We start from the raw sequence: 20,234 nt of genomic DNA on the forward strand, positions 1-20,234 counted from the left end.
TTTTTTTATCAACACATAACAAAGGAAAACACTATGAACCAATCAACCATCACAAACTATTATGAAGACGACCATGACCGGCTGGATAATCTCTTCAAACAATTTCAATCATTAAAACGAAACGAACTTCCGAGAGCGAAAGAATTTTTTCTTGAGTTTCATTCGGGATTGCTTCGACATATCATGTGGGAAGAGGAAATTCTCTTTCCACTCTTCGAACAAAAGACAGGAATGCATCACTCTGGTCCGACGGAAGTAATGCGGATGGAACACCGTGTAATCAAGAAACATCTTGAAGCAATACACACCGCAATTCAATCGGGCAATCCTGAAACTGATTCGGACGAACAGACGATGCTCAATACGTTGTTCGCCCACAATCAAAAAGAAGAGCAAATCTTATATCCGGCGATTGACCGAACGATTAACAGTAACGAACGGGTAACCGTATTTCAGAAGATGGAAACCGTTTCTCAATAACTTCCGTCGTCGTTGAAGAATTCAACAAAGAGATTCTCTCTTAATAGTGAGAGTTAAATAACTCACTTTCTCTCAGGGCTGAAACAGGTCATGTTCAGCCCTTTTGATTTTTATATAAAATAAAGGAGAATAAACTTCGTTTCTGATGGCATTAGAATTGTACAGAGGCATATGTCTTAGAGTTTTGTATCTAATTATCCTATTATCTTGAAAGAAGAACAATGAAACGTATATTTGTTATTTCTATCATTCCCCTGTTCTTATTTATCACTGTTGGTTTTATCATTTTGATTCCGGAAACAACGGAACCATCGCCCGTGCAAGCGGTGAATCCGCAGCAGTGTTTTGAGTGCCATGAAGAAGTGAAAGAACTTCACACCGGAAGCAAGCATGCAAAATTGAACTGCACAACATGTCACTCGGAACTGACAAAGCATCTTGAGGACGCGACGAGCAAACCGGTGACGAATCTCGAACTGACGAAATGCGGCGGTTGTCACAAAGACCAGTACGAGTCGTTCATGCACGTGAATCTTGCATCGAAAGCGAAGTTGGAGAAGGCGACAACGACAAGCCGCTCGCCAACGTTCGATAAATTAATGACGCCGCACGGTTTTACCAAAGAGCATGATGAGCCGCGCAGTCATGCGTTCATGCTGATGGACCATTACATCGTTGACCGCGCATACGGCGGCCGTTTTCAATTAAAGAGTTGGCAGAACATTACGAAGACCGGAAACGTATGGGATTTTCTGGAAGATAAAGAACCATCAACAAGCGACCAGAAAGCATTTATCACACAGTCGGCAACAGCCGCAAACCCGACGTGCATCAGTTGCAAATCCACCAATCAAATTCTTACATGGAAATATAAAGGCGAGCCATCGCCCGATGCAAAATGGTCGCGCACGTCGAAAGTTGTCGAGATGGCGCGTGCAATCAATCAACCGGTCGGATGCATTCATTGTCACGACCCGCACGGAACAAATCCGCGAGTTGTTCGCGATGCGTTGATTGAAGCAGTGGTTGACCGCGGCGAAGGAACGTATCCGTATGACAAAGAAAAAAGCAAGCAAATCACGATGAAGAAAATTACGTTCAGAGATTTTCGGGCTATCGGAATCTTAAATAAAAAAGATTCCAATCTCATGTGCGCTCAATGTCATGTCGAGTACAACTGCAATCCCGGGCACGACCCGAAAACCGGGGAAGCAATCGGGTACGCAGATTCCCGGACAAATATCTTTCCGTGGGTGAACGTTCTGGATTACAATAAGAAGATGGAAACATTTAACTTCAAGGACTTCAAACATGCAGTGACCGGGGCGTCGCTTTCCAAACTTCAGCATCCCGAATCGGAAACATTCTGGAATAGCAAACATGAACGTGCCGGAGTTGAGTGTAAAGATTGCCACATGCCGAAAACAAAGAAGGGAAACAAAACGTTTACCTGGCACGGACAGAAGAGCGCACGATACATGACGAAAGAAACGTGTTTGAATTGCCATAAAGAATGGAACGAAAAGGAAGCCGAGTACCAGATTGATGCAATTCAGAATTATATCCGCGGCAAGATGCGAAAAGCGGAATATAACATCGGCTTGTTCATTGATACGTACACGCGGGCGAAAGATGCAGGTGTTGATACTACGGCGCTGAAAGAGTCACGCAAGTATCACGATCAGGCACACTCACTGTGGGAGTGGTGGACAGCAGAAAACTCTGATGGATTCCACAATCCGACAATTGCCCGTGAATCCTTGACGCAATCAATCACCGCCGCACAGGATGGAATCAAGTTTCTGGAAAAAGCCATAACAGAAAAGAAAGCATTGAAATAAATTGTAAGACCGGCAATAGGACAAACAGTAGGACATGTAGGAATGCGTGTCTGACCAGTTAGTTCAATTAGAAAAAAGACAAAATATTTTATCCACAATTAAAGAAAGAACAACTAACATGAAACATCTTTTCATTCTCTTTATCCTCGCATTGTTTGTTTCAACTGCGTTCGCACAAGATTTCACACCATCCACAAAATGGAGCGGTGAAGTTCGCGTACGTAGCGAAGTGGACATGCGGGACTTCAACAATCTTACACCCGCAAACACTTACACGCTTCTCCGCTCACGGTTAGGATTTGAAGCATTGCCTGTTGAAAATGTGAAAGCATTTCTTCAGGTTCAGGATTCCCGAACATTCGGTCAGGAACAAACCACGCAGACAGATTTAAAAAATCTCGATTTACATCAGGGATATCTTGAGGTTTCAAAATTTATCTCCGATAACATGACACTTAAACTCGGACGGATGGAACTTGCCTACGGGAACGAACGCATTCTTGGCGCTGTCGGGTTTCATAATTTCGGGCGGGTGTTTGATGGCGGCTTATTGAAAATCAATACCGAATCATTCGGGTTAGATGTGATGGCAATGAACCACACTGAAGTTCAGGCATATCAACCGAATGCAACACTTGCAACTACAGCGTATGTTTGGGATGGCGGCTATGATATTTATGGCGGCTATGCAACACTCAAAGGAATTGAGAATCAGAAAATTGACGGTTACTTGCTCTATCAATGGAACAGAACGACGACGGTTACGAACAATTCCGATTTGGCTCGTTTCACTCTCGGCGGTTACGGCAAAGGAAAGTTCGATGAGTTCGATTACGAAGCGGAACTTGCGTATCAGGGTGGAAAAGTCCGCGACCTTGATGCCGCGGCGTACATGCTCACCGCAACGCTCGGATATTCATTGAGTGATATGCCGGTCTCCCGCGTCGCAGTCGGTTATGAATTATTAAGTGGAACTCCCGCCGGCGACACGAAATACAAATCGTTCGACCCGACATTTCATACCGGGCACAAGTTTTATGGCTTCATGGATTATTTCATCAACATCCCGGTGAACACAGGCGGACGCGGGTTAGCCGATTTACTTGTTCGCGCAACGATGAAAGTTTCAGACCGAGGGACATTGAATTTCTGGTTCCATAATTTCTCACTTGCAGAAGATGTGAACGGCGAGAAAGGTCTCGGACAGGAAATTGATTTGACCTACTTGTGTAAATACAATTCCAATCTCAATCTCGAACTCGGTGCCAGCACATTCATCCCGGGCGAATTGATGCGTGCAAACTTCGGTAGCGCAGATGCCGCATTCTGGGGATATTTCTCAGCGAGTGTAATGTTTTAAGGATATCATGCTAAACATATTGCAAAAGAAGTATGACTTATCTAAGTAAATAATCTCATTTAAAATTTACAAAAAAGGAAATAAATCCCTTGTAATTTATTCACTTATTACTATATTATTAGTGAACCAGTCAAGACTCGAATGAGTTGTAGCTGGTGGTAGATTTTGAAGCCGCTTGGGTCGCTCCCGGCGGCTTCTCTATTTTGGATAATAGACAATCCCAAAGGGACTTTTGCTTGCGCGTGGATTAAATCTGTGTTTTAAAACATCGAGTAATTTTAAATCATCGCCATATGAAAGAACGTCAAGAACTCTTTTTGCCCAACCCTGTTTTGGTTCACATAAGTTTTGTTTGGCAAACAAACTAACTAAAAAAGAAATCATATCTACAATTTGAATAAAATACGATTCATCAGATGATTTTGGAAGAGGGTCCTCTATTAATCTTTCAATTTCCTTTCTGTAGGGTTCGGGATAGATTTGGGAAGGGATATAATTAATACGTTGGATGGACCGTGTTGTTGAACGCATCATTTTAATTCTTCCTTCATCTGTAATGATAAGGAATTGTCCATCATGTTCAGGGAGGTTGAGATCGTTTTCAATACGTTGAATATTATATGTTAAAGCATTCTTTAGTACCTCGTATTTAGGTCTTCGTATTTTTGTTTTATCAATGACCACTGAAATGATTTTGAAATCTAAAGTTGAGATGAAGTTACAAAAATCAAAAAGAATGTTTTTTCGTTCAACAGGTTTGTATTTGCCATGGTAGGGGTTCTTATCTGTAATGAATTCCTTTGTATGAAATTCTGATTTAACAGGAAAATCCCAAGTTATCTTAAGTCCTTGACGAAACTTCTGAATGGAATAGTAATTCTGTTTCCATTTTGAATAATGAAAGTAGATACTGCTTAGAACAAATAATTCAGACGAATAATCAGGATAACCATCATCGCCTGATTCATCAAAATAAGAGATAAACATTTCCTGCTTTCTTAAATCAAATGACTTGTTTGGGCTGGTTTGATTTCTTCCCCCACAACTTATTCATCACATACAGTAACGCAAGACCTGAAATGATGAACACCGCAAGCAGCGGGAACGCATAGTTCATTCTTCCATACAGAAAATTTCCGACGGTGAAGAGCGATGACCAGATTGCTGTGCAACCGGAAAGCCAGCCGAGCAATGCAAGCGGAATATTTTCTGCAGATTTTTCATCTCGTTCTTCACCAACTTCTTCGCGAATGTGTTTCCAGCCGGGACCGAAGGGTCGAACTTTTTTGTAAAAACTGATAAGCACTTGCTTATCGGTTGGAGGTGCGAGATACGCGGTGAGAATCCAGCAGAGAGTTGTGAAGGCAATCGTAATGAGCAACGCCGTGTGCGTGTTGAAATGAATTCCGTTTTTGCTGAGAATGAGTAACACCAATGAAATGGCGAACGAACTGACCATTGCCGCAACTTCGCTCCACGCATTGACCCGCCACCAGAACCAACGCACAAGATAGAGCAAGCCCGTTCCCGCGCCGACTTGCAGGATAATATCGAACGCGTCCTTTGCGCTATCCAATACGAACACAAATGCTGATGAAAAAATAAAGAGGAGCACCGTGGTTACGCGGCCTGCGAAAACATAATGCCGGTCATCTGCATCTTTGCGGATAAAGCGTCTGTAAAAATCATGCACGAGATACGATGCGCCCCAGTTGAGATGTGTGAGAATTGTGGAGGAGTTTGCGGCAATCAGTCCACCGACCATCAAGCCAATAAACCCGACGGGAAGAAATTTTAACATTGCGGGATATGCGATGTCGTGACCGAGAAGTGTCGGGTCTAAATCAGGAAATGCTTTTTGAATGTCCGAGAGTTCGGGATAGATAATCAACGATGCGAGCCCGACCAGAATCCAGGGCCAGGGACGGAGAACATAATGAGCGATGTTGAAAAACAGAACCGCTCCAAGCGAATCTTTTTCCGACTTTGATGCCAACATACGTTGTGCGATATAACTTCCGCCGCCGGGTTCTGCGCCCGGATACCAGACCGCCCACCATTGCACCGCAATCGGCATAATGAAGACCGCAATCGCCATATCCCAGTTGTTGGTAAAATCGGGAAGAACATCAAGATAATTCAGTCCGCCGGGACCTTTCATCGCCGAAACTTTCTCTACCAAGCCGCTGAGTCCGCCAACCTGTGGCAGGTTGATAGCAAAATATGCGGCGGCAATTACTGCGGTCATCTTGATAAAGAATTGAATCATGTCAATCACCAGCACGCCCCACAGTCCGGAGTGTGTTGCAAAAATGACATTCAACATTCCGACTGCAAGTAATGTTTGCCATCGTTCAAGTCCGAAAAGAATGGCGGCGATTTTACATGCGGCAAGATTCACCGTTGCCATAATCATGCAGTTGAAAAACAATCCCAGATAGACCGAACGAAAGCCGCGTACAAAACTTGCCGCTTTTCCTGAGTAACGGATTTCATAAAATTCCAAGTCAGTCATGACGTTGGAGCGGCGCCACAACCGTGCATAAAAAAATACCGTTGCAACTCCGGTGAGAACGAACGCCCACCAAACCCAGTTGCCTGCAACACCTTGTCGCCGCACAATATCGGTGACGAGGTTTGGCGTATCACTGCTGAACGTTGTGGCGACCATCGAAAGTCCGGCAAGCCACCACGGGACGGAGCGACCGGAAACGAAAAACTCGGAAGTGCTTTTCCCCGCGCGTTTGCCAAAGAACAATGCCGGGAAAAAGCAGATGAACAATGTGAAGGCAATAATCAGCCAGTCAATCAGTTGGAGATGCATAATTATCTTTTATTATATAATGGGAAAGGTGTACACGTGGGGTTGTTAGTCTGATAATTTTCTAAACCGATGTCTCCCTTTTTCTACAACCACAAACGATTTTCTTAGATCTTCCTCCGAGTAAGAAGAAAGCACGTTTGTAAGTTCTTTATGGACGTCATCTAAAGTATGTGGAACCATCCGGAGAAAAATAACTCCGTTACCCAGGCGTTTTAAGAAAACTAATTCCCCGAAATCTTTATCACGAGTTATCAAGATTCTGTTTTGCGATTGCGACCAGCTTAGTATTTCTTCGTCGGAGGCTTGTGATAGACCTACATCTGATGCTCGAAGAATGTCATGGGTTGATCTCTTCAAGAAGAGATACGTTAACTCATAGACATCTTGATCGAGTAATAATTTCATGCAGTAACTGCAACATGAAGTTCTTCTGCCTTCAAAACATCAATAGCGTGCCGGATACATGCGTGAATGTCTTCAATTTGTAAGTCGGGGTAGTAATCACTTATGATTGTGCTGAACCCGATTCCTTCGTTTACTAATTCAAGAACGTTTTCAACTGTTATTCTTGTCCCGGCGACGAAAGGTTTTCCGAGATGAATGTTCGGATTTATTTCAATTCTTTGATTCATAATTCATTGCAAAAAAATTTGAAAATGTGTAGTAGCATACAAAACACAACGAAGAATTGCAAATGTAATTGTAACTTCAACACACTTTCACTACATTTTCACCGCATGAATCGAAAACCAATTTCAAGCATTACACCAGAGCCGCAACTCATTGAACTTGACAGGGAACTCCTTGCCAAAGCAAAGTCGGGTGATGAGCGTGCGTTTACTGAACTTGTGAAGAAGTACGAGCAGATGGTCTATAGTTTTTCGTTCAAGGTGTGCCGCGATAAGGATGATGCGGAAGAAACTCTGCAAGATACATTTGTTAATGTGTTCCGAAAGTTGAAACAGTTTGACGGGAAGTCGAAGTTCAGTACGTGGTTGTACAGCATTGTCGCGAACAATTGTTTGATGAAACGGAGACGAAGCAAGTTAGAACAACACTCGGTGAGCATCGAAGAGCCATCCATGCCTGAACACTCGCACAGTGAGTATGATGATTCGATCCAGGATTCACGATTGAAGATTAAGGCATGGAGTGAGACTCCGCTTGATGAAATGATGGGGAAAGAACTTCGTCTTACATTGGATGAAGCAATTTTGAAACTGCCGGTAGATTATCGCCTTGTGTTTTTACTTCGGGATGTTGAAGGACAATCGGCAGAGGAGACGGCGAAGATAATGAAGTTGACTGTCCCTGCCGTGAAATCAAGATTACGACGAGCCAGAGTTTTTCTCCGCGAACAATTAAACGAGTATATGACATCATGAAAAAGAAGCAAACGTGCCGTGATGTGTTCAAACACATCTGTAATAATTTAGATAAAGATTTGAACTCGTCTGAGTGCCGCATAATAAAAAAACATTTGGATGACTGTCCGGACTGCACGGTGTATATGAATAACTTGAAACAAACAATAGAATTGTTTCGTGCATATCCTGAGCCGAGATTGTCCAAATCGGGACGGGAAAGACTCCGTACGGCTCTGCAATTGTAGTAGTAGTGTAACCCAAATTGCCTTGTGAATCCTTTCCCGAATTCTTGCATCTTATTAAATAAAGAGAACAAACAACAAATCAACAACGAAACAGTAAAACATGAAAACGAAAACAGCAATAGTAAAACAAGTCCGCGGTATTACACTTGCGGGAAAATCAGATTCAAACCATTGGGTGATGATGGATGGCGGTCCCACGTTCGGCGGAAGTGAAGCCGGTTCCAGTCCGAAAGAATTACTTCTGATGGCGCTCGGCGGATGCACGGCGATGGATGTCATTCCCATCCTGAAGAAAAAGAAAACGCCGGTTCAGGATTTTCAAATCAACCTGACAGCGAATATGCAGGAAGAACATCCGCAGGTGTTGACCGATATTCATGTCGAGTACGTCTTCTATGGTGAAGGAATCAACAGCGAAGATGTCGAGCGGGCTATCGAACTTTCAACGACAAAGTATTGCGCAATCTCAGCGATGCTGAGACCGAGTGTGAAGATAACTCACTCATATAAAATTGAACAACCGAATTTCTAACAACATTATTTTTTTCACTTTTTAATTTTTAACTGATATGAACAATTCTGTAGTAGTAGGAACAGACACAAACTTTCAACAAGAAGTATTAAACTCACAAGTCCCGGTGTTAGTTGACTTTTGGGCGCCATGGTGCGGACCGTGCAGAATGGTCGCTCCGGTGGTTGAACAACTTGCCAGCGAATTTGCAGGGAAGGTCAAAGTTGTAAAACTAAACACTGACGAGAATCAGCAAACGGCGGAAACGTACGGCATCATGAGCATCCCCACGCTTGCGATTTTCAAGAACGGACAGGTCGTGGATGGTGTTGTCGGCGCCGTGCCGAAGAATGTTCTCAAAGAAAAATTGAACAAGTACGCGCAGGAAGCGACCGTAAACTGAAAGTAGTTTTTTTCTTTTGTCTATGATCATTAGTCATTGGTCATTGGGTAGTCCGTGAATCTTGAAACCGCAAACCAGTAACCCGAAACCTGAACCTTGTCAATGAAGATAGAAAAGAGTATTGTGATTGAAGACCTCGTGCGAGAACTTCCGCAGTCGGTCACGTATTTGATGGAACAGGGAATCCGTTGCCTTCGATGTGGCGAACCGGTTTGGGGAACGCTCGAAAGCGCGGCGAAAGAAAAAGGATTCTCTGACATACAAATTGAAAAATTTGTCGAAGACCTGAACGCACTTCAATGAATGCAACCGGAAACAATAAACTATTTAACCACTAACCACTAACCACTAACCAAGTCTGTATGCCTGTATTTGAATATCAATGTAAATCCTGCAACTCGCAGTACGACATTTACCACAAAGTGAGAGAAGTCGTTGACGATGTTGTATGCCCGACCTGCAGTTCGAAAGAACATAAACGGTTGATGTCGGCGACGCAAGTTTCGATGTCATCATATTCTTCGCCTTCATACTCTTCCGCGCCTTCGTGCGATACGGGAGGATGTTGCGGCGGCGGTTCGTGCGGCATCAATTAGAAAGCATCAAACGTGTCAACACCGCAAATTGTTCTTCTCATCATCGGCGCGCTTATCGCGTTCGTTTATCTCAGAAAATATCGCATGAGTAAATTAGTGAAAAATTATTCCCCGGCAGAATTGTCGCAAGCGTTGAAAGCAAATTCCAATCTCGTGTTGTTGGATGTTCGTTCACAAAGCGAGCGAAGTCAGAATCATATCAAAGGTTCACTTCACATTCCTCTGCATGAATTATCAAACAGACTGAAGGAACTTGAACGATACAAAACTCAGGAAATCGTTTGCTACTGTCTGAGCGGGAGTCGGAGTTTGATTGCCGCGGTAAAACTCCATCAACAGGGGTTCATCGCCGCAAATCTGAAAGGAGGAATTGCCGAATGGAATTTTTACAATCGCTGAAGAAGTGGAAACACTTCATTCTCCCAACGCTACTTGGCGCAACAGGTGGATACGCGTACTATTATTTTATCGGATGTGTTTCGGGAACCTGTGCAATCACTTCCAATCCGTACATTAGTACCGGTTATGGCGCACTCATGGGTTTTCTTGTTTTCTCTTCGTTTCGACGGAAACCTGTTATCCCGAACGGCTCACAAGAGGAACAAACGAAAAATATGTAGAGCGCGTTGGTGCAGAGTGCGCGGGTGAATATTCTCCCATGCTCTCAACGCCCTTGCACCCATACACTTTTATTGAAAACAATTTATTCAAAGGAAAAAACATGAACTACGGTATCTCGAAAACACTCAACCTCACCTACGAACAGGCAATCGAAAAAGTCACGGAAGAACTGAAGAAGGAAGGGTTCGGCGTGCTGACAACCATTGACGTGAAAGACACGCTCAAGAAAAAAATAAACGCAGATTATACAAAGTATATCATTCTCGGAGCGTGTAACCCATCCTTTGCATATCAAACATTGCAGGCGGAAGAACAAATCGGTTTGTTGTTGCCGTGCAATGTTATTGTGTATGAAAAAGGAAACGAAACTGTTGTCGCCGCATTCGACCCGATGGTGATGGGACAGTTGATTGACAACCCGAAGATTGAACCGGTAGCGATGGAAGTTCGCTTACGTTTGGAGCGGGTGATTGCCGCTATGTAGAGGTTGCAATTATTGCCAAACTTTCACCCCCGCACCCAACACCCGCGCGCCATTGCGCCTGAAAACATTTCAATTTTTTCTATGACCTACATCCACCACTTACGACCTACCACCTTTCACCTTCTCACTGAACCTCTTCTGAAACTTCTCCACCTTCGGTTTCACAACGAATAAACAATACGGCGCCATGCCGTTTTCATTGTAATAATTTTGGTGATAGTCTTCGGCTTCAAAGAAGATTGTGAACGGTTCGAGCGTGGTGACAATTGGTTTTCCGAACACGCCTGATTCATCGAGTTGTTGCATGTACTGTTCGGCAATCTGTTTCTGTTCTTCGTTGTGATAGAAAATGACGGAGCGGTATTGCGTGCCGACATCATTCCCCTGTCTGTTCAGTGTCGTCGGGTCGTGCGTTTGCCAGAAGACTTCGAGCAGTTCGGAAAACGAAATGATGTTCGGGTCGAAGGTAACCTGGCAGACTTCTGCATGTCCTGTTGTTCCGTTGCAAACTTCTTTGTACGTAGGATTGTTCACCTGACCGCCTGCGTAGCCGGAGACGACGGATACTACTCCGTTCAATCTCTGAAAGACTGCTTCGACACACCAGAAACATCCGGCTCCAAACGTTGATAGTTGTCGTTGATTCATATTGATTCCTTACTTGATGAGATGAAGATAGGAAAATCTCTTCTCAAAAAGGAACGCTCTCTCCGTTAGCGCTCTTCCTGCGGATGGAATTTATCTTTCTTCGTCCGATAAAACAATTCTTTTGCAGTTTTTTTGCTTCATTATTATTCACTTTCTTTTTATCTTTGTCCCCGAAACGATGGCTTGTTTACAATCAATTCCTTTATACTACCCACTCACCCCGAACCACTAACCAAACAGTGAGTGTGCAGTTCAAATATTCCCTTCGCGAACTTCTCAGTTCTATTATGTCGGGAAACTACACCGCGCCGCAGATGAAAGAATTCTACCGCATCGTCTTTTCCATCGCCGCGCCGGTGATTCGGAAGAAGATTCATTCGGGAAGAATTGTGCCGTCGTATTTCAAACTCCCGCCCGACGATTTCATCCATGATTGTATTGCCGAGGTATTTATGCTTGATGAACACGACTCGTGCATCCAAATCAAATCATACTTCGAAGGACTGACCTTCGACGAACTGAATGAAGATGAGTTGTTTTTCCATCTCCGGAGAATCGTCTTCGGAAAAGTAAACAACAACATCTTCCGGATGTTCAGCGAGAACGACCCTTCGCTCGGGAAAATTCTTCGCAACATGAAACTTGCGCTTCAATCGTTACAGAATTTTTCCTACGTCGAACGGTTCGGCGAGTATTGCATCGTCCCGATGATGTGCGATACGCTCGAACATCTGCCGGAGATTGAACGGGAGGAACTTGAGCAACACCTCCGTTTCTCGTTCGAAGGCGATGAAAAAATCCCCGCGCTCATGGGGAAACTCTCCCGATTCCTCCGCGAGCAAGAAGAATACAGCCGTATAGTTCCCGTCATGACGATTGCGTATGCGTTTCGGATTCTTTTCTCGGAAGAAACAATGATGGAAATCTCACAGCCGGATGTCGAATCGAAACTTGCAATGGATGATTCGCTCGCACTCATCAAAGATGCGTGCAGGGAAACGAAATCAAAAACATCACCGAACTATGTCGGGAAGAAAAATGTACCGGAAGAGATGTTTGAGAAATATTTTCAAGTGATTGAGTCGAGCCTTATTGACAGAATCATTCATCAGGACGGAGAAGCAGTCTCGTACTTCGACCGTCTGGAAACGCTCCTTCCCGGCTTGACGAAAGAAGAATACCGGGAGAACTACAAATCGCATCTCGAACACCTGACACGGGTGACATACGATTGCGCGATAAAGAAACTGAGGAGAGAGTTATGAACATCAATGTAGGTCGAGTTTCAACTCGACCCGCCGATGATAAAAACAGACTCCACAGTCATGCTTTGAAACGAAAAGGCGAACTGAAGTTCGCCCTACATTATTATCAGAGTTCCTCAACTGCAAGGATAATAGTATAAACCAATGAATCATTATAGTGAACATGTTCTTGAAATGTATGTTGTTGGCTCGGAAAAAGTCGAGAGCCGGCGGCAGGACATTGAATTGCACTTGCGGGAGTGCCACGGGTGCAGAACGCTCGTGAGCAACATCCGTGAGTTTTACGGCGAGATGAAGGAAGAATACGAACGGAACGAATCGCTCGAACCGAAAGAGCGAAGTGCGCTTGTGCCGGTTGAATTGAGCGTAACTCCCCTAAACGAACCCTTCTCTGCCCCCGTGCTGTACCGACCGCAGACGTTTATACAGAAAATTCAATACTATCTCATCCGGTATCCGGTGAGAACGGTTGCGGCGGGTGTTGCTTCCTCAAGTTTATTATATGCTTTGACGTTTTTTGCTTTGGGTGATTTGCTTCAGGATAGAAATCCTGCCATCTACAATTACAATAACAAAACAGGTTATTTTGAAGTATTCAATAAGGGATACAACAAGTTGTGGGAACTTCCCATTCTTGTTGATGACAATTTAAATGAATTTGAAATCCATAACCGAATAACTTTTACAAAAATTGCAGATTTAAATGGCGATAAAGTGAACGAGGTCGCAACCACAATTCGACTTCCGGATGATGAGAAAGCAATCTTCCAACAAAAACTTCGTGTCTTTGATTCAAAAAAGAATTTGATTTTTTTCAAAGGATTCAATTCTGACTTTCAATATCTTAACAGGCGTTATGACAATGTATTTACGGCTCATGCTTTATTAGTGGAAGATTTTACAGGCGCCGGAAAGAATGATATTATCGTTTCAGCGACGAGCATCCGTTCGCCAATGTACCTGCAACGAATTGATGCTGGAGGAAATGTACTTGGGGAGTACTGGCACTTCGGACAAATGAATGGACTTTTTTCAAAGGATATAACGAATGACGGTATCAATGAAATTGTAGCTTTTGGAATTGATGATGCACTGGATTCAGTTCATGTTGAGCGACTCTGCATTGTTGTCTTGGATGGAACAAAAATATCTGGTAAGAAAAAATCTACAGTTTCTCAGGGCTTTGCTATGCCTTTTTCCGATGCCGAAATTCTCTATTTACAGTTTCCAATATGCGATATGAATGTTGTTCTTGGCAACAAACCAAATAACCTCACTTTTCAATCAGAAAAGGAGGGTCTATTAACATTTAGCACTACAAGTAACAGACCCGATAATGTTCCTGATTTTCATTATCTACTTTCTAATGATATGAAAGTAGTTGAAGTGAAATCTACCACGGCGACTGATAGAGTTCGTGAACAACTTATCAAAGAAGGAAAACTCAAAGGCTCAATTGATAAAACATATTTAGAGAATTTGAAAAATGAAGTGCAGTACTGGAACGGAACTTCATGGCAAAAAAGTTGGACGAAAGTGAATCATTCGTTGGCTCAATAGCGACGTATGTGCCACGCACTTTTCCTACAAAACTGTACTAATCTTTTCAATCTCATCGAATCTTGAAGAGCAAGTGCGTGGCACGTTCATTTTTTCGTGATTGAATTTCTCATCAAGAGTTATTACATTAAGACAACACAAATTTAATCAAGTTATGAAATTGAAAGTCATTATTCACGAAGCAGAAGAAGGCGGCTTCTGGGCAGAAGTCCCATCCATCCCCGGTTGTGCCACCCAGGGAGAATCATTCGAAGAACTTCTTCAAAATATTTATGAAGCGGTGGAAGGATGTTTGTTGGTAGATATTGACCAACCAACTCTTACGGGAAATGAGAGAATTGTAGAAATTGCAGTATGAGACAACTATCGGGGAAAGAACTTGCATCAATCCTCGAACATCATGGGTGGGAATTACTGCGGGTACACGGCAGTCACCATATCTTCGGGAAGACGGGAAGTAAATTCAGAATTTCTATCCCGATACATGGAAATACTCCATTGAAAAAAGGATTGCAGAGACATCTTCTTGCTCTTGCTGGATTGAAGGAGAGTGACATTTAATCCGGATGGATTAACCTTCGTAAGGTTGTTGTACATGCCACGCACTTTTTCTTCACCGAAAAACTTGAAACTCTTCACCCCGTTGGTCTACGACTCGTAGAGGGTGAAATATTTATAGAAAAGATAGACCGAGAAAAAAAACTCCGTAGGAGTGACATAGAAATTATTTCACTCCTACGGAGTTGTAGATTTTGTTCTGTTGTTTTTCTATAAATATAGCATCCTCTACGAGTCGTAAACCTACGGGATTAGTAAACCGCAAGGTTAGGTTTATCTTTTGCGAACTGACACGTTAACATTCTATCAAACGGGTCGCGATGGATTGATGGTAACAGAGGAAGTTCTCGAATCTGCTGTTCAGTCAGAGGGAGAGGAAGAATCTGATGTTGTTGACGCATCTCAATAGGATACTCGTATGCAGGTTCGATGAGAGTAAGTTTCCCGGTCTGCTGTTTCACAATTGCTTCCCAAATTGAAACAGCGCTCAGGTAAACACTATTACGGGAATCACGGATTATTTCTCTGTGCTTTTGTGATAACTTTTCATCTTCGGTTATGTACCAAATAAAAATTGCAGTATCAAGAAGAAACTTCATTTGCCTTCAAATTCATCAAGAATATAATCAGGAAGCGGGTCATCAAAATCATCTGCTATAAAAATTTTCCCTTTTGCCAGTCCGTACGGGCGTGGCTGATTGATTTCATGCTCAATTGGTTCCATCCGGATAGCCGGCTGGTCTTTTTGTGCAATGACGAGATTTTCACCCTTCAACACTGATTCGATATACTGTTGAACGTTCGAATAAAATTCTTCTAATGCTATAGTCATAGTAATACCTGAATTTGATACGTTAATGTAATAATTAACGCAGAAAGAATCAAGATGCCAAATAGTGTGAGTCAACGTGTCGTTCCCACGCAAGTGGGAATCCAATCAGTCACGTCAAGACCACACTGTCTCTTGGATTCCCGTTGGCACGGGAATGACATTAGAGTACTTTTTGTAAAGCCCGCATTCCTGCCGAGAAGTTGAGTGTATGGCATTTCATTTCAATGCACCAACTCCACTTTCATTTTGTACCCGAGAGCATGTAATAATTCCATCAGTTCCTCGAAACTGACTTCGAAATTCTGTGCATCCATTAGCCCGATACGCGCAACGATTTCCTGTGTTTGGTTCCGGTCAAATGTTTCCTCTTGCACCATGTTCTCGCACCACGAAATGAGTTCTTCCCGCGAAACAATCTGATTAAAATATTGCTGAAGTTTATTTGCTACGATGCTATTAGTAATCATAATTCATCTTTTAATTGTTGATGTCCTTTGTCGATCGGGTATTTCTCGTGGCGTTCAACAAGAATTCCTGAATCATCATAAATTTCTTGATGAAAAGAAAAGGTGATTTCTTCTTTACTCACCTTTTTTACATATCGGGCAAACCATCCCGCTTTGCCTTGTACGTCGAACCAATACGTTCTTGTCCCATCTTCATGGTCAATCCAATGATTGAATTTTTTCTCATTTTCGAAACGAGTTGCCATAATAAATTCTTGGTAAATATACATCCGCACGATTACAAATACAAAGCAAAGCTATTCATAATCCGATCCCGTGGAATAACCTTGCGAAGGTATGTGCCACGCACTTTTCCTACAAAATCGTACAAATCTTTTCAATCTTATCGAATCTTGAAGCGCAAGTGCGTGGCACATTCCGGTATATTCAAAAAAAATCTAAATGAAAATTTAGCAGAACCACCCACCTGTAAGGATGATAGAAGAAAAACTACTTCTTTTATTCATAAACATAGGTGTTACAATGAAAAGATTATTTACAACATTTTTATTTTTATCATTCCTTTTTGAATGTTCCGCAGGTGTACTTGGCTCATGGACTTATAAATCTTCCATTGCAGAAGGGAGAAGAAATCTTTCTGCAGTTGTGGTCAATGGAAAAATTTATGCAATAGGTGGTGGATTGGCAAGCAACCCGTGGAATCATCGGAGGACGGAAGAATATGACCCTTCAACCGATACTTGGACAATAAAGCAACAGTTGCAAAATACCCGTTATGATTTTGCATTATCCGTTGTAGATGGAAAAATCTATGCTATTGGTGGGCATAATGGTAGTAACCCTATAACAAGTGTTGAGTTGTATGACCCATCTACCAACACATGGACTTCAAAAACTTCTATGCCAACAGCGAGAGGCGGTGTTGCAGGTGGTGTGGTCAATAACAAAATTTATGTAATTGGAGGTGAAAATCAATCTGGAACTTCGTTAGCCACGGTCGAAGAGTATAATCCTGTAGCCGATACAGTCGGTGGAAGTCCATGGACAACCAAAACGAGTTTACCACAACCAACAGGTGTTCATGCTGTTGCAGTGTACAACAACAAGGTGTATGTTTTCGGGGGAAAGGGGGTTCCCGGGACAGTTATTTATAACGATGTACAAATATACGATCCTTCGACTGATAGCTGGTCAAGTGGATTACCAATGCCCACAGCAAGACAGCGGCTTGGTGCAACAGTCCTTGGTAATAAGATTTATGTTGTTGGTGGTACAAATAATTCAAATTATACAAATGTAACTGAAATTTATGATCCACTCACAAATTCATGGTCAGTCGGTGATTCACTTCAGACAACCAGAAACTCATTTGGTATCACGACGTTGAACAATAATATTTTTGTAATTGGAGGTGGAAGTCAATCTACACCATTTTTAAGTAGTGTTGAATGTTATACTCCCGATCTGGTTGCCTACTATCCATTCAACAACAATGCAAATGATGAAAGTGGAAATGGGTTTAATGGACAACTTTTTAATAATCCCTTATTGAGCAATAATAGATTTAACAATTCCAATTCAGCCTTTTCTTTCAATGGTACAAACCAATACATTGAAATTCAGGATCCAAATGGAGTATTAAATTTTGATGTAAATACACAATTTTATTCAGTATGTGCATGGGTTAAACTATCTTCATTAGCTCACGATCAAACATTTATTGTCGATCGCGGTGATGGAGACGAACCTGAATCTTATACTTTACAGTATAGAGCTTCCGAACAAAAATTCTTTGCTGATATGTGGAACGTTCCTGGTAATTGTCCACTTTGGAGCACTACATCTCCATCAATAGATATTTGGTATCATCTTTCTATGGTAGTAGATAATCAAATATTAAAATTTTATGTCAATGGTGTTTTACAAGATCAAAAAAATCTTTGCCCATCAATTCTTGTAACAGAAAATAATTTACACAAAATCACTATCGGGAGAATGGTCCCACAATATAGTGACTATACCGAAGGTGTTCTCGATGACATCCGCATCTACAATCGTGCTTTATCTGCATCTGAAATCTCTAACCTCTATCATGAAGATTGTTATGGCTATACTTCCAATTTTATAATTCCATCAATAGTAGATACCGTAAACGATACAGTATTCGTTCCGGTCAATATTTCAATCCCTTCATGCAAATCGTATAGTTCTGCCGAGTTTAAGTTAGGCGATTATCAGGCAGGATTGGAATTCATCGGTATCGAGACGGCATCGAGTTTTGTCGGAGATTCAGGGTGGTCGGTTCAGGTATTTGAGACAGATACATCGTTAAACATTGCAACGGCAGGAGCAAAGAATATTTCCGGCGACGGAACGTTGCTCTGGGTTAAGTTCAAACTTACCGGCTCAATTTGCACAAGTTATCCGATAACTTTCAAACAGGCGTTCTTTAACACAGGAAACGATTCTGCCACAAAGGCAAACGGAAGCGTTACTATCAAAGCACGTCCCGTGTATGGTGATGTGGATTTAGATGGAAATGTTTACGCTGTTGATGCCTCTGCTATCTTAAAGCATTTGGTGTACGATTCTGTTTTAACGTGTCAACAAATCGCAAACGCCGATGTTACACTGCACGATTCGATAACTGCTCTTGATGCGTCTGTGATTCTCATGTATAGGGTTGGAAGAATAACGAGTTTACCGTACGATACTACCGCGTTCGGGACACTTCGCGCAAGCGGAACAATTACCATGTCGAACATAAAAACAGAAGGTAACAGAATTGAAATACCGTTAAATCTTTCAGGTGGAAGTAATATTCTTTCGTTCGAAGGAAATATAACATACAATCCTGATGATTTATCATTCATGTATGTTCTTTGGTCGGAGCAGTTAAATGGTTTTGAAATTCCCATCAAAGTTGAATCAGGAAGAATTACGTTTGCCGGAGCTAATTCCTTGCCGGATGGACAGGTAGGAGTATTTGCAACACTTGTGTTTACAAAGAATCCATCTTTTACTGAAACAGTAGTTTCCATTGACAATCTACAATGGAATGAAGAGGAAACCGTACCCAACGCCGCCTCCATAACTATACGGGACGCGAACGTGTTTATAAATGTCGCGAAAGATTGGAATATGGTTTCTGTTCCTATTGGTTCATCCGATTTCAGGAAAACTACAATATATCCGACGGCAATTTCAAATGCCTTTGCATATCAACGAGGATATGAAACTCGTGACACATTGAAAAACGGAGAAGGATACTGGGTAAAATTTGCAGAGCCACAAGGTGTCACGTATTCGGGCACAGAGAATCAAACAGGTAGATTTGATGTAAATGCTGGATGGAATATGATTGGTTCGATTTCATCCTCTGTTTCAGTATCAACGATTTCAAGTGAACCTGCCGGTATCGTTACATCTCAATTCTTTGGTTACAATGCCGGATATTTTTCAAGTGCAACCATTGAGCCTGGAAAAGCATGTTGGGTAAAAGTCAATCAAAGCGGCACGCTGATTCTCTCCTCATCAGCCACGATGTCGGCAGTCAACAAAATTACTATCGTTCCTACCAACGAACTGCCGCCATCGCCGCCGGACGGAGAAGTGAATTCTAAGAATTCAACAGTCCCAAGTGAATTTGCACTTGCACAGAACTATCCCAATCCGTTCAACCCGGTGACAGTTATAAGTTATCAGTTAAAAGTGAAAAGTGATGTTACACTGAAAATTTATGATGTGCTTGGACAGGAAGTTGCCACGCTCGTCCATCAAACACAGGATGCCGGATATAAATCAATCGAGTGGGACGCTTCGAACATTGAAAGCGGAATATATTTCTATCGCCTTACGGCAGGAAATTTTGTCGAGACGAAGAAACTCCTTTTGGTGAAATAGTTACTTGGTGAGTGGTTAGTCGTGAGTGGTGAATTTAGTGGATTGAAGATGAAGTCAACCGGATAATCATCAACCGGTAACAAATAGCTGGAAAAAGTGCCGTTCGTTTTTTAGGGAAGAAACGGGCGGCACTTTTTTTGATTGAAAGTAGAATGTATTCTACCGATTGCAAGCAGGAAATTTTGTCGAAACGAAGAAACTCCTTTTGGTGAAGTGACGTTTCTTTATGAGCTGAAATCCGAGTAACAATAAAAAAACTCCGACTTCTA

Annotated in this window: 26 protein-coding genes; 17 read left to right on the forward strand and 9 right to left on the reverse strand. The window is 42.3% G+C overall.

All coding sequences use genetic code 11. The annotated features are described in order from the left end of the window. Positions 1 to 33 precede the first annotated feature (33 nt). The 3 genes from HY960_12580 (at position 34) to HY960_12590 (ending at position 3,681) form a co-directional block, all read left to right on the forward strand. Complete coding sequence (locus HY960_12580) at positions 34 to 480, forward strand: hemerythrin domain-containing protein (GenBank protein ID MBI5216579.1); 447 nt, start codon at positions 34 to 36, stop codon at positions 478 to 480. A 221-nt stretch (positions 481 to 701) separates the two neighbouring features. Next, positions 702 to 2,321 (forward strand): ammonia-forming cytochrome c nitrite reductase subunit c552, encoded by a 1,620-nt coding sequence (locus HY960_12585; GenBank protein MBI5216580.1) that lies wholly within the window; start codon positions 702 to 704, stop codon positions 2,319 to 2,321. 118 nt (positions 2,322 to 2,439) lie between these two features. Beyond that, positions 2,440 to 3,681: an alginate export family protein gene (locus tag HY960_12590; GenBank protein ID MBI5216581.1), complete on the forward strand. Its 1,242-nt coding sequence runs from the start codon at positions 2,440 to 2,442 to the stop codon at positions 3,679 to 3,681. 198 nt (positions 3,682 to 3,879) lie between these two features. On the opposite strand, the gene HY960_12595 is transcribed toward HY960_12590, so the two are convergent. Genes HY960_12595 through HY960_12610 form a run of 4 tightly spaced genes read right to left on the reverse strand, consistent with a single transcriptional unit; the run spans position 3,880 to position 7,137 of the window. Further along, on the reverse strand, positions 3,880 to 4,668 hold the full coding sequence (locus HY960_12595) for a DUF3800 domain-containing protein (GenBank protein ID MBI5216582.1): 789 nt from the start codon (positions 4,666 to 4,668) through the stop codon (positions 3,880 to 3,882). Between the two features lie 16 nt (positions 4,669 to 4,684). Then, complete coding sequence (locus HY960_12600) at positions 4,685 to 6,505, reverse strand: Na+:solute symporter (protein MBI5216583.1); 1,821 nt, start codon at positions 6,503 to 6,505, stop codon at positions 4,685 to 4,687. A gap of 45 nt (positions 6,506 to 6,550) precedes the next feature. Further along, positions 6,551 to 6,910, reverse strand: a complete 360-nt coding sequence (locus HY960_12605; protein ID MBI5216584.1) for a DUF5615 family PIN-like protein — start codon at positions 6,908 to 6,910, stop codon at positions 6,551 to 6,553. After that, positions 6,907 to 7,137 (reverse strand): DUF433 domain-containing protein, encoded by a 231-nt coding sequence (locus HY960_12610; protein MBI5216585.1) that lies wholly within the window; start codon positions 7,135 to 7,137, stop codon positions 6,907 to 6,909. Before HY960_12610 ends, HY960_12605 begins: the two co-directional genes overlap by 4 nt. Positions 7,138 to 7,242: 105 nt before the next feature. On the opposite strand from HY960_12610, the gene HY960_12615 reads away from it, so the two are divergent. From HY960_12615 to HY960_12650, 8 genes are all read left to right on the forward strand, one after another. Further along, positions 7,243 to 7,890: a sigma-70 family RNA polymerase sigma factor gene (locus tag HY960_12615; GenBank protein ID MBI5216586.1), complete on the forward strand. Its 648-nt coding sequence runs from the start codon at positions 7,243 to 7,245 to the stop codon at positions 7,888 to 7,890. 327 nt (positions 7,891 to 8,217) lie between these two features. Next, entirely contained in the window at positions 8,218 to 8,649 is a 432-nt protein-coding gene (locus HY960_12620) for an OsmC family protein (GenBank protein MBI5216587.1), read from the forward strand. A 37-nt stretch (positions 8,650 to 8,686) separates the two neighbouring features. Beyond that, the gene (gene trxA / locus HY960_12625; GenBank protein ID MBI5216588.1) at positions 8,687 to 9,031 is read left to right on the forward strand and encodes a thioredoxin; all 345 of its coding nucleotides are present in this window, start codon (positions 8,687 to 8,689) and stop codon (positions 9,029 to 9,031) included. A 102-nt stretch (positions 9,032 to 9,133) separates the two neighbouring features. Then, a complete protein-coding gene (locus tag HY960_12630; protein ID MBI5216589.1) occupies positions 9,134 to 9,334 on the forward strand; it encodes a DUF1858 domain-containing protein in 201 nt (66 codons plus the stop codon). 59 nt (positions 9,335 to 9,393) lie between these two features. Then, positions 9,394 to 9,627, forward strand: a complete 234-nt coding sequence (locus HY960_12635) for a zinc ribbon domain-containing protein (protein MBI5216590.1) — start codon at positions 9,394 to 9,396, stop codon at positions 9,625 to 9,627. Positions 9,628 to 9,639: 12 nt separating this feature from the next. After that, the gene (locus HY960_12640) at positions 9,640 to 10,026 is read left to right on the forward strand and encodes a rhodanese-like domain-containing protein (GenBank protein MBI5216591.1); all 387 of its coding nucleotides are present in this window, start codon (positions 9,640 to 9,642) and stop codon (positions 10,024 to 10,026) included. Then, entirely contained in the window at positions 10,005 to 10,247 is a 243-nt protein-coding gene (locus HY960_12645; GenBank protein MBI5216592.1) for a hypothetical protein, read from the forward strand. Before HY960_12640 ends, HY960_12645 begins: the two co-directional genes overlap by 22 nt. A gap of 101 nt (positions 10,248 to 10,348) precedes the next feature. Next, positions 10,349 to 10,732, forward strand: coding sequence for a DUF302 domain-containing protein (locus HY960_12650; protein ID MBI5216593.1), 384 nt, complete (start codon positions 10,349 to 10,351; stop codon positions 10,730 to 10,732). A gap of 99 nt (positions 10,733 to 10,831) precedes the next feature. Here HY960_12650 and msrA read toward each other — a convergent pair whose 3' ends face one another. After that, complete coding sequence (gene msrA / locus HY960_12655) at positions 10,832 to 11,380, reverse strand: peptide-methionine (S)-S-oxide reductase MsrA (protein MBI5216594.1); 549 nt, start codon at positions 11,378 to 11,380, stop codon at positions 10,832 to 10,834. Positions 11,381 to 11,625: 245 nt separating this feature from the next. Between msrA and HY960_12660 the strand changes: the two genes are divergently transcribed. The 5 genes from HY960_12660 (at position 11,626) to HY960_12680 (ending at position 14,766) form a co-directional block, all read left to right on the forward strand. Further along, positions 11,626 to 12,645 (forward strand): hypothetical protein, encoded by a 1,020-nt coding sequence (locus HY960_12660; protein ID MBI5216595.1) that lies wholly within the window; start codon positions 11,626 to 11,628, stop codon positions 12,643 to 12,645. Next, positions 12,642 to 12,785: a hypothetical protein gene (locus HY960_12665; GenBank protein ID MBI5216596.1), complete on the forward strand. Its 144-nt coding sequence runs from the start codon at positions 12,642 to 12,644 to the stop codon at positions 12,783 to 12,785. Before HY960_12660 ends, HY960_12665 begins: the two co-directional genes overlap by 4 nt. Positions 12,786 to 12,789: 4 nt before the next feature. Continuing rightward, on the forward strand, positions 12,790 to 14,205 hold the full coding sequence (locus HY960_12670; GenBank protein MBI5216597.1) for a hypothetical protein: 1,416 nt from the start codon (positions 12,790 to 12,792) through the stop codon (positions 14,203 to 14,205). A 154-nt stretch (positions 14,206 to 14,359) separates the two neighbouring features. Further along, the gene (locus HY960_12675; protein ID MBI5216598.1) at positions 14,360 to 14,563 is read left to right on the forward strand and encodes a type II toxin-antitoxin system HicB family antitoxin; all 204 of its coding nucleotides are present in this window, start codon (positions 14,360 to 14,362) and stop codon (positions 14,561 to 14,563) included. After that, entirely contained in the window at positions 14,560 to 14,766 is a 207-nt protein-coding gene (locus tag HY960_12680; protein ID MBI5216599.1) for a type II toxin-antitoxin system HicA family toxin, read from the forward strand. The genes HY960_12675 and HY960_12680 overlap by 4 nt, the downstream gene beginning before the upstream one ends. 248 nt (positions 14,767 to 15,014) lie before the next feature. On the opposite strand, the gene HY960_12685 is transcribed toward HY960_12680, so the two are convergent. From HY960_12685 to HY960_12700, 4 genes are all read right to left on the reverse strand, one after another. After that, positions 15,015 to 15,362, reverse strand: coding sequence for a type II toxin-antitoxin system VapC family toxin (locus HY960_12685; GenBank protein ID MBI5216600.1), 348 nt, complete (start codon positions 15,360 to 15,362; stop codon positions 15,015 to 15,017). Further along, positions 15,359 to 15,595, reverse strand: coding sequence for a type II toxin-antitoxin system Phd/YefM family antitoxin (locus HY960_12690; protein ID MBI5216601.1), 237 nt, complete (start codon positions 15,593 to 15,595; stop codon positions 15,359 to 15,361). Before HY960_12690 ends, HY960_12685 begins: the two co-directional genes overlap by 4 nt. 221 nt (positions 15,596 to 15,816) lie before the next feature. Next, complete coding sequence (locus HY960_12695; GenBank protein MBI5216602.1) at positions 15,817 to 16,062, reverse strand: hypothetical protein; 246 nt, start codon at positions 16,060 to 16,062, stop codon at positions 15,817 to 15,819. Then, complete coding sequence (locus tag HY960_12700; GenBank protein MBI5216603.1) at positions 16,059 to 16,307, reverse strand: hypothetical protein; 249 nt, start codon at positions 16,305 to 16,307, stop codon at positions 16,059 to 16,061. The genes HY960_12695 and HY960_12700 overlap by 4 nt, the downstream gene beginning before the upstream one ends. A gap of 277 nt (positions 16,308 to 16,584) precedes the next feature. Here HY960_12700 and HY960_12705 point away from each other — a divergent pair, with 277 nt between their 5' ends. Further along, positions 16,585 to 19,965 carry a T9SS type A sorting domain-containing protein gene (locus tag HY960_12705; protein ID MBI5216604.1) on the forward strand — a complete coding sequence of 1,127 codons (3,381 nt, stop codon included), beginning with the start codon at positions 16,585 to 16,587 and terminating at the stop codon, positions 19,963 to 19,965. Positions 19,966 to 20,234: the final 269 nt, after the last annotated feature.

It is taken from the genome of Ignavibacteriota bacterium (assembly GCA_016212665.1).
In the GTDB taxonomy this organism is placed as follows: Bacteria; Bacteroidota; Ignavibacteria; order UBA10030; family SZUA-254; genus FW602-bin19.

Excerpts from the sequence above, each read along its gene's own strand:
- HY960_12580 (MBI5216579.1), top strand. The coding sequence starts at position 34 with ATGAACCAATCAACCATCACAAACTATTATGAAGACGACCATGACCGG.
- HY960_12585 (MBI5216580.1), top strand. The coding sequence starts at position 702 with ATGAAACGTATATTTGTTATTTCTATCATTCCCCTGTTCTTATTTATC.
- HY960_12590 (MBI5216581.1), top strand. The coding sequence starts at position 2,440 with ATGAAACATCTTTTCATTCTCTTTATCCTCGCATTGTTTGTTTCAACT.
- HY960_12595 (MBI5216582.1), bottom strand. The coding sequence starts at position 4,668 with ATGTTTATCTCTTATTTTGATGAATCAGGCGATGATGGTTATCCTGAT.
- HY960_12600 (MBI5216583.1), bottom strand. The coding sequence starts at position 6,505 with ATGCATCTCCAACTGATTGACTGGCTGATTATTGCCTTCACATTGTTC.
- HY960_12605 (MBI5216584.1), bottom strand. The coding sequence starts at position 6,910 with ATGAAATTATTACTCGATCAAGATGTCTATGAGTTAACGTATCTCTTC.
- HY960_12610 (MBI5216585.1), bottom strand. The coding sequence starts at position 7,137 with ATGAATCAAAGAATTGAAATAAATCCGAACATTCATCTCGGAAAACCT.
- HY960_12615 (MBI5216586.1), top strand. The coding sequence starts at position 7,243 with ATGAATCGAAAACCAATTTCAAGCATTACACCAGAGCCGCAACTCATT.
- HY960_12620 (MBI5216587.1), top strand. The coding sequence starts at position 8,218 with ATGAAAACGAAAACAGCAATAGTAAAACAAGTCCGCGGTATTACACTT.
- trxA (MBI5216588.1), top strand. The coding sequence starts at position 8,687 with ATGAACAATTCTGTAGTAGTAGGAACAGACACAAACTTTCAACAAGAA.
- HY960_12630 (MBI5216589.1), top strand. The coding sequence starts at position 9,134 with ATGAAGATAGAAAAGAGTATTGTGATTGAAGACCTCGTGCGAGAACTT.
- HY960_12635 (MBI5216590.1), top strand. The coding sequence starts at position 9,394 with ATGCCTGTATTTGAATATCAATGTAAATCCTGCAACTCGCAGTACGAC.
- HY960_12645 (MBI5216592.1), top strand. The coding sequence starts at position 10,005 with ATGGAATTTTTACAATCGCTGAAGAAGTGGAAACACTTCATTCTCCCA.
- HY960_12650 (MBI5216593.1), top strand. The coding sequence starts at position 10,349 with ATGAACTACGGTATCTCGAAAACACTCAACCTCACCTACGAACAGGCA.
- msrA (MBI5216594.1), bottom strand. The coding sequence starts at position 11,380 with ATGAATCAACGACAACTATCAACGTTTGGAGCCGGATGTTTCTGGTGT.
- HY960_12665 (MBI5216596.1), top strand. The coding sequence starts at position 12,642 with ATGAACATCAATGTAGGTCGAGTTTCAACTCGACCCGCCGATGATAAA.
- HY960_12670 (MBI5216597.1), top strand. The coding sequence starts at position 12,790 with ATGAATCATTATAGTGAACATGTTCTTGAAATGTATGTTGTTGGCTCG.
- HY960_12675 (MBI5216598.1), top strand. The coding sequence starts at position 14,360 with ATGAAATTGAAAGTCATTATTCACGAAGCAGAAGAAGGCGGCTTCTGG.
- HY960_12680 (MBI5216599.1), top strand. The coding sequence starts at position 14,560 with ATGAGACAACTATCGGGGAAAGAACTTGCATCAATCCTCGAACATCAT.
- HY960_12685 (MBI5216600.1), bottom strand. The coding sequence starts at position 15,362 with ATGAAGTTTCTTCTTGATACTGCAATTTTTATTTGGTACATAACCGAA.
- HY960_12690 (MBI5216601.1), bottom strand. The coding sequence starts at position 15,595 with ATGACTATAGCATTAGAAGAATTTTATTCGAACGTTCAACAGTATATC.
- HY960_12695 (MBI5216602.1), bottom strand. The coding sequence starts at position 16,062 with ATGATTACTAATAGCATCGTAGCAAATAAACTTCAGCAATATTTTAAT.
- HY960_12700 (MBI5216603.1), bottom strand. The coding sequence starts at position 16,307 with ATGGCAACTCGTTTCGAAAATGAGAAAAAATTCAATCATTGGATTGAC.
- HY960_12705 (MBI5216604.1), top strand. The coding sequence starts at position 16,585 with ATGAAAAGATTATTTACAACATTTTTATTTTTATCATTCCTTTTTGAA.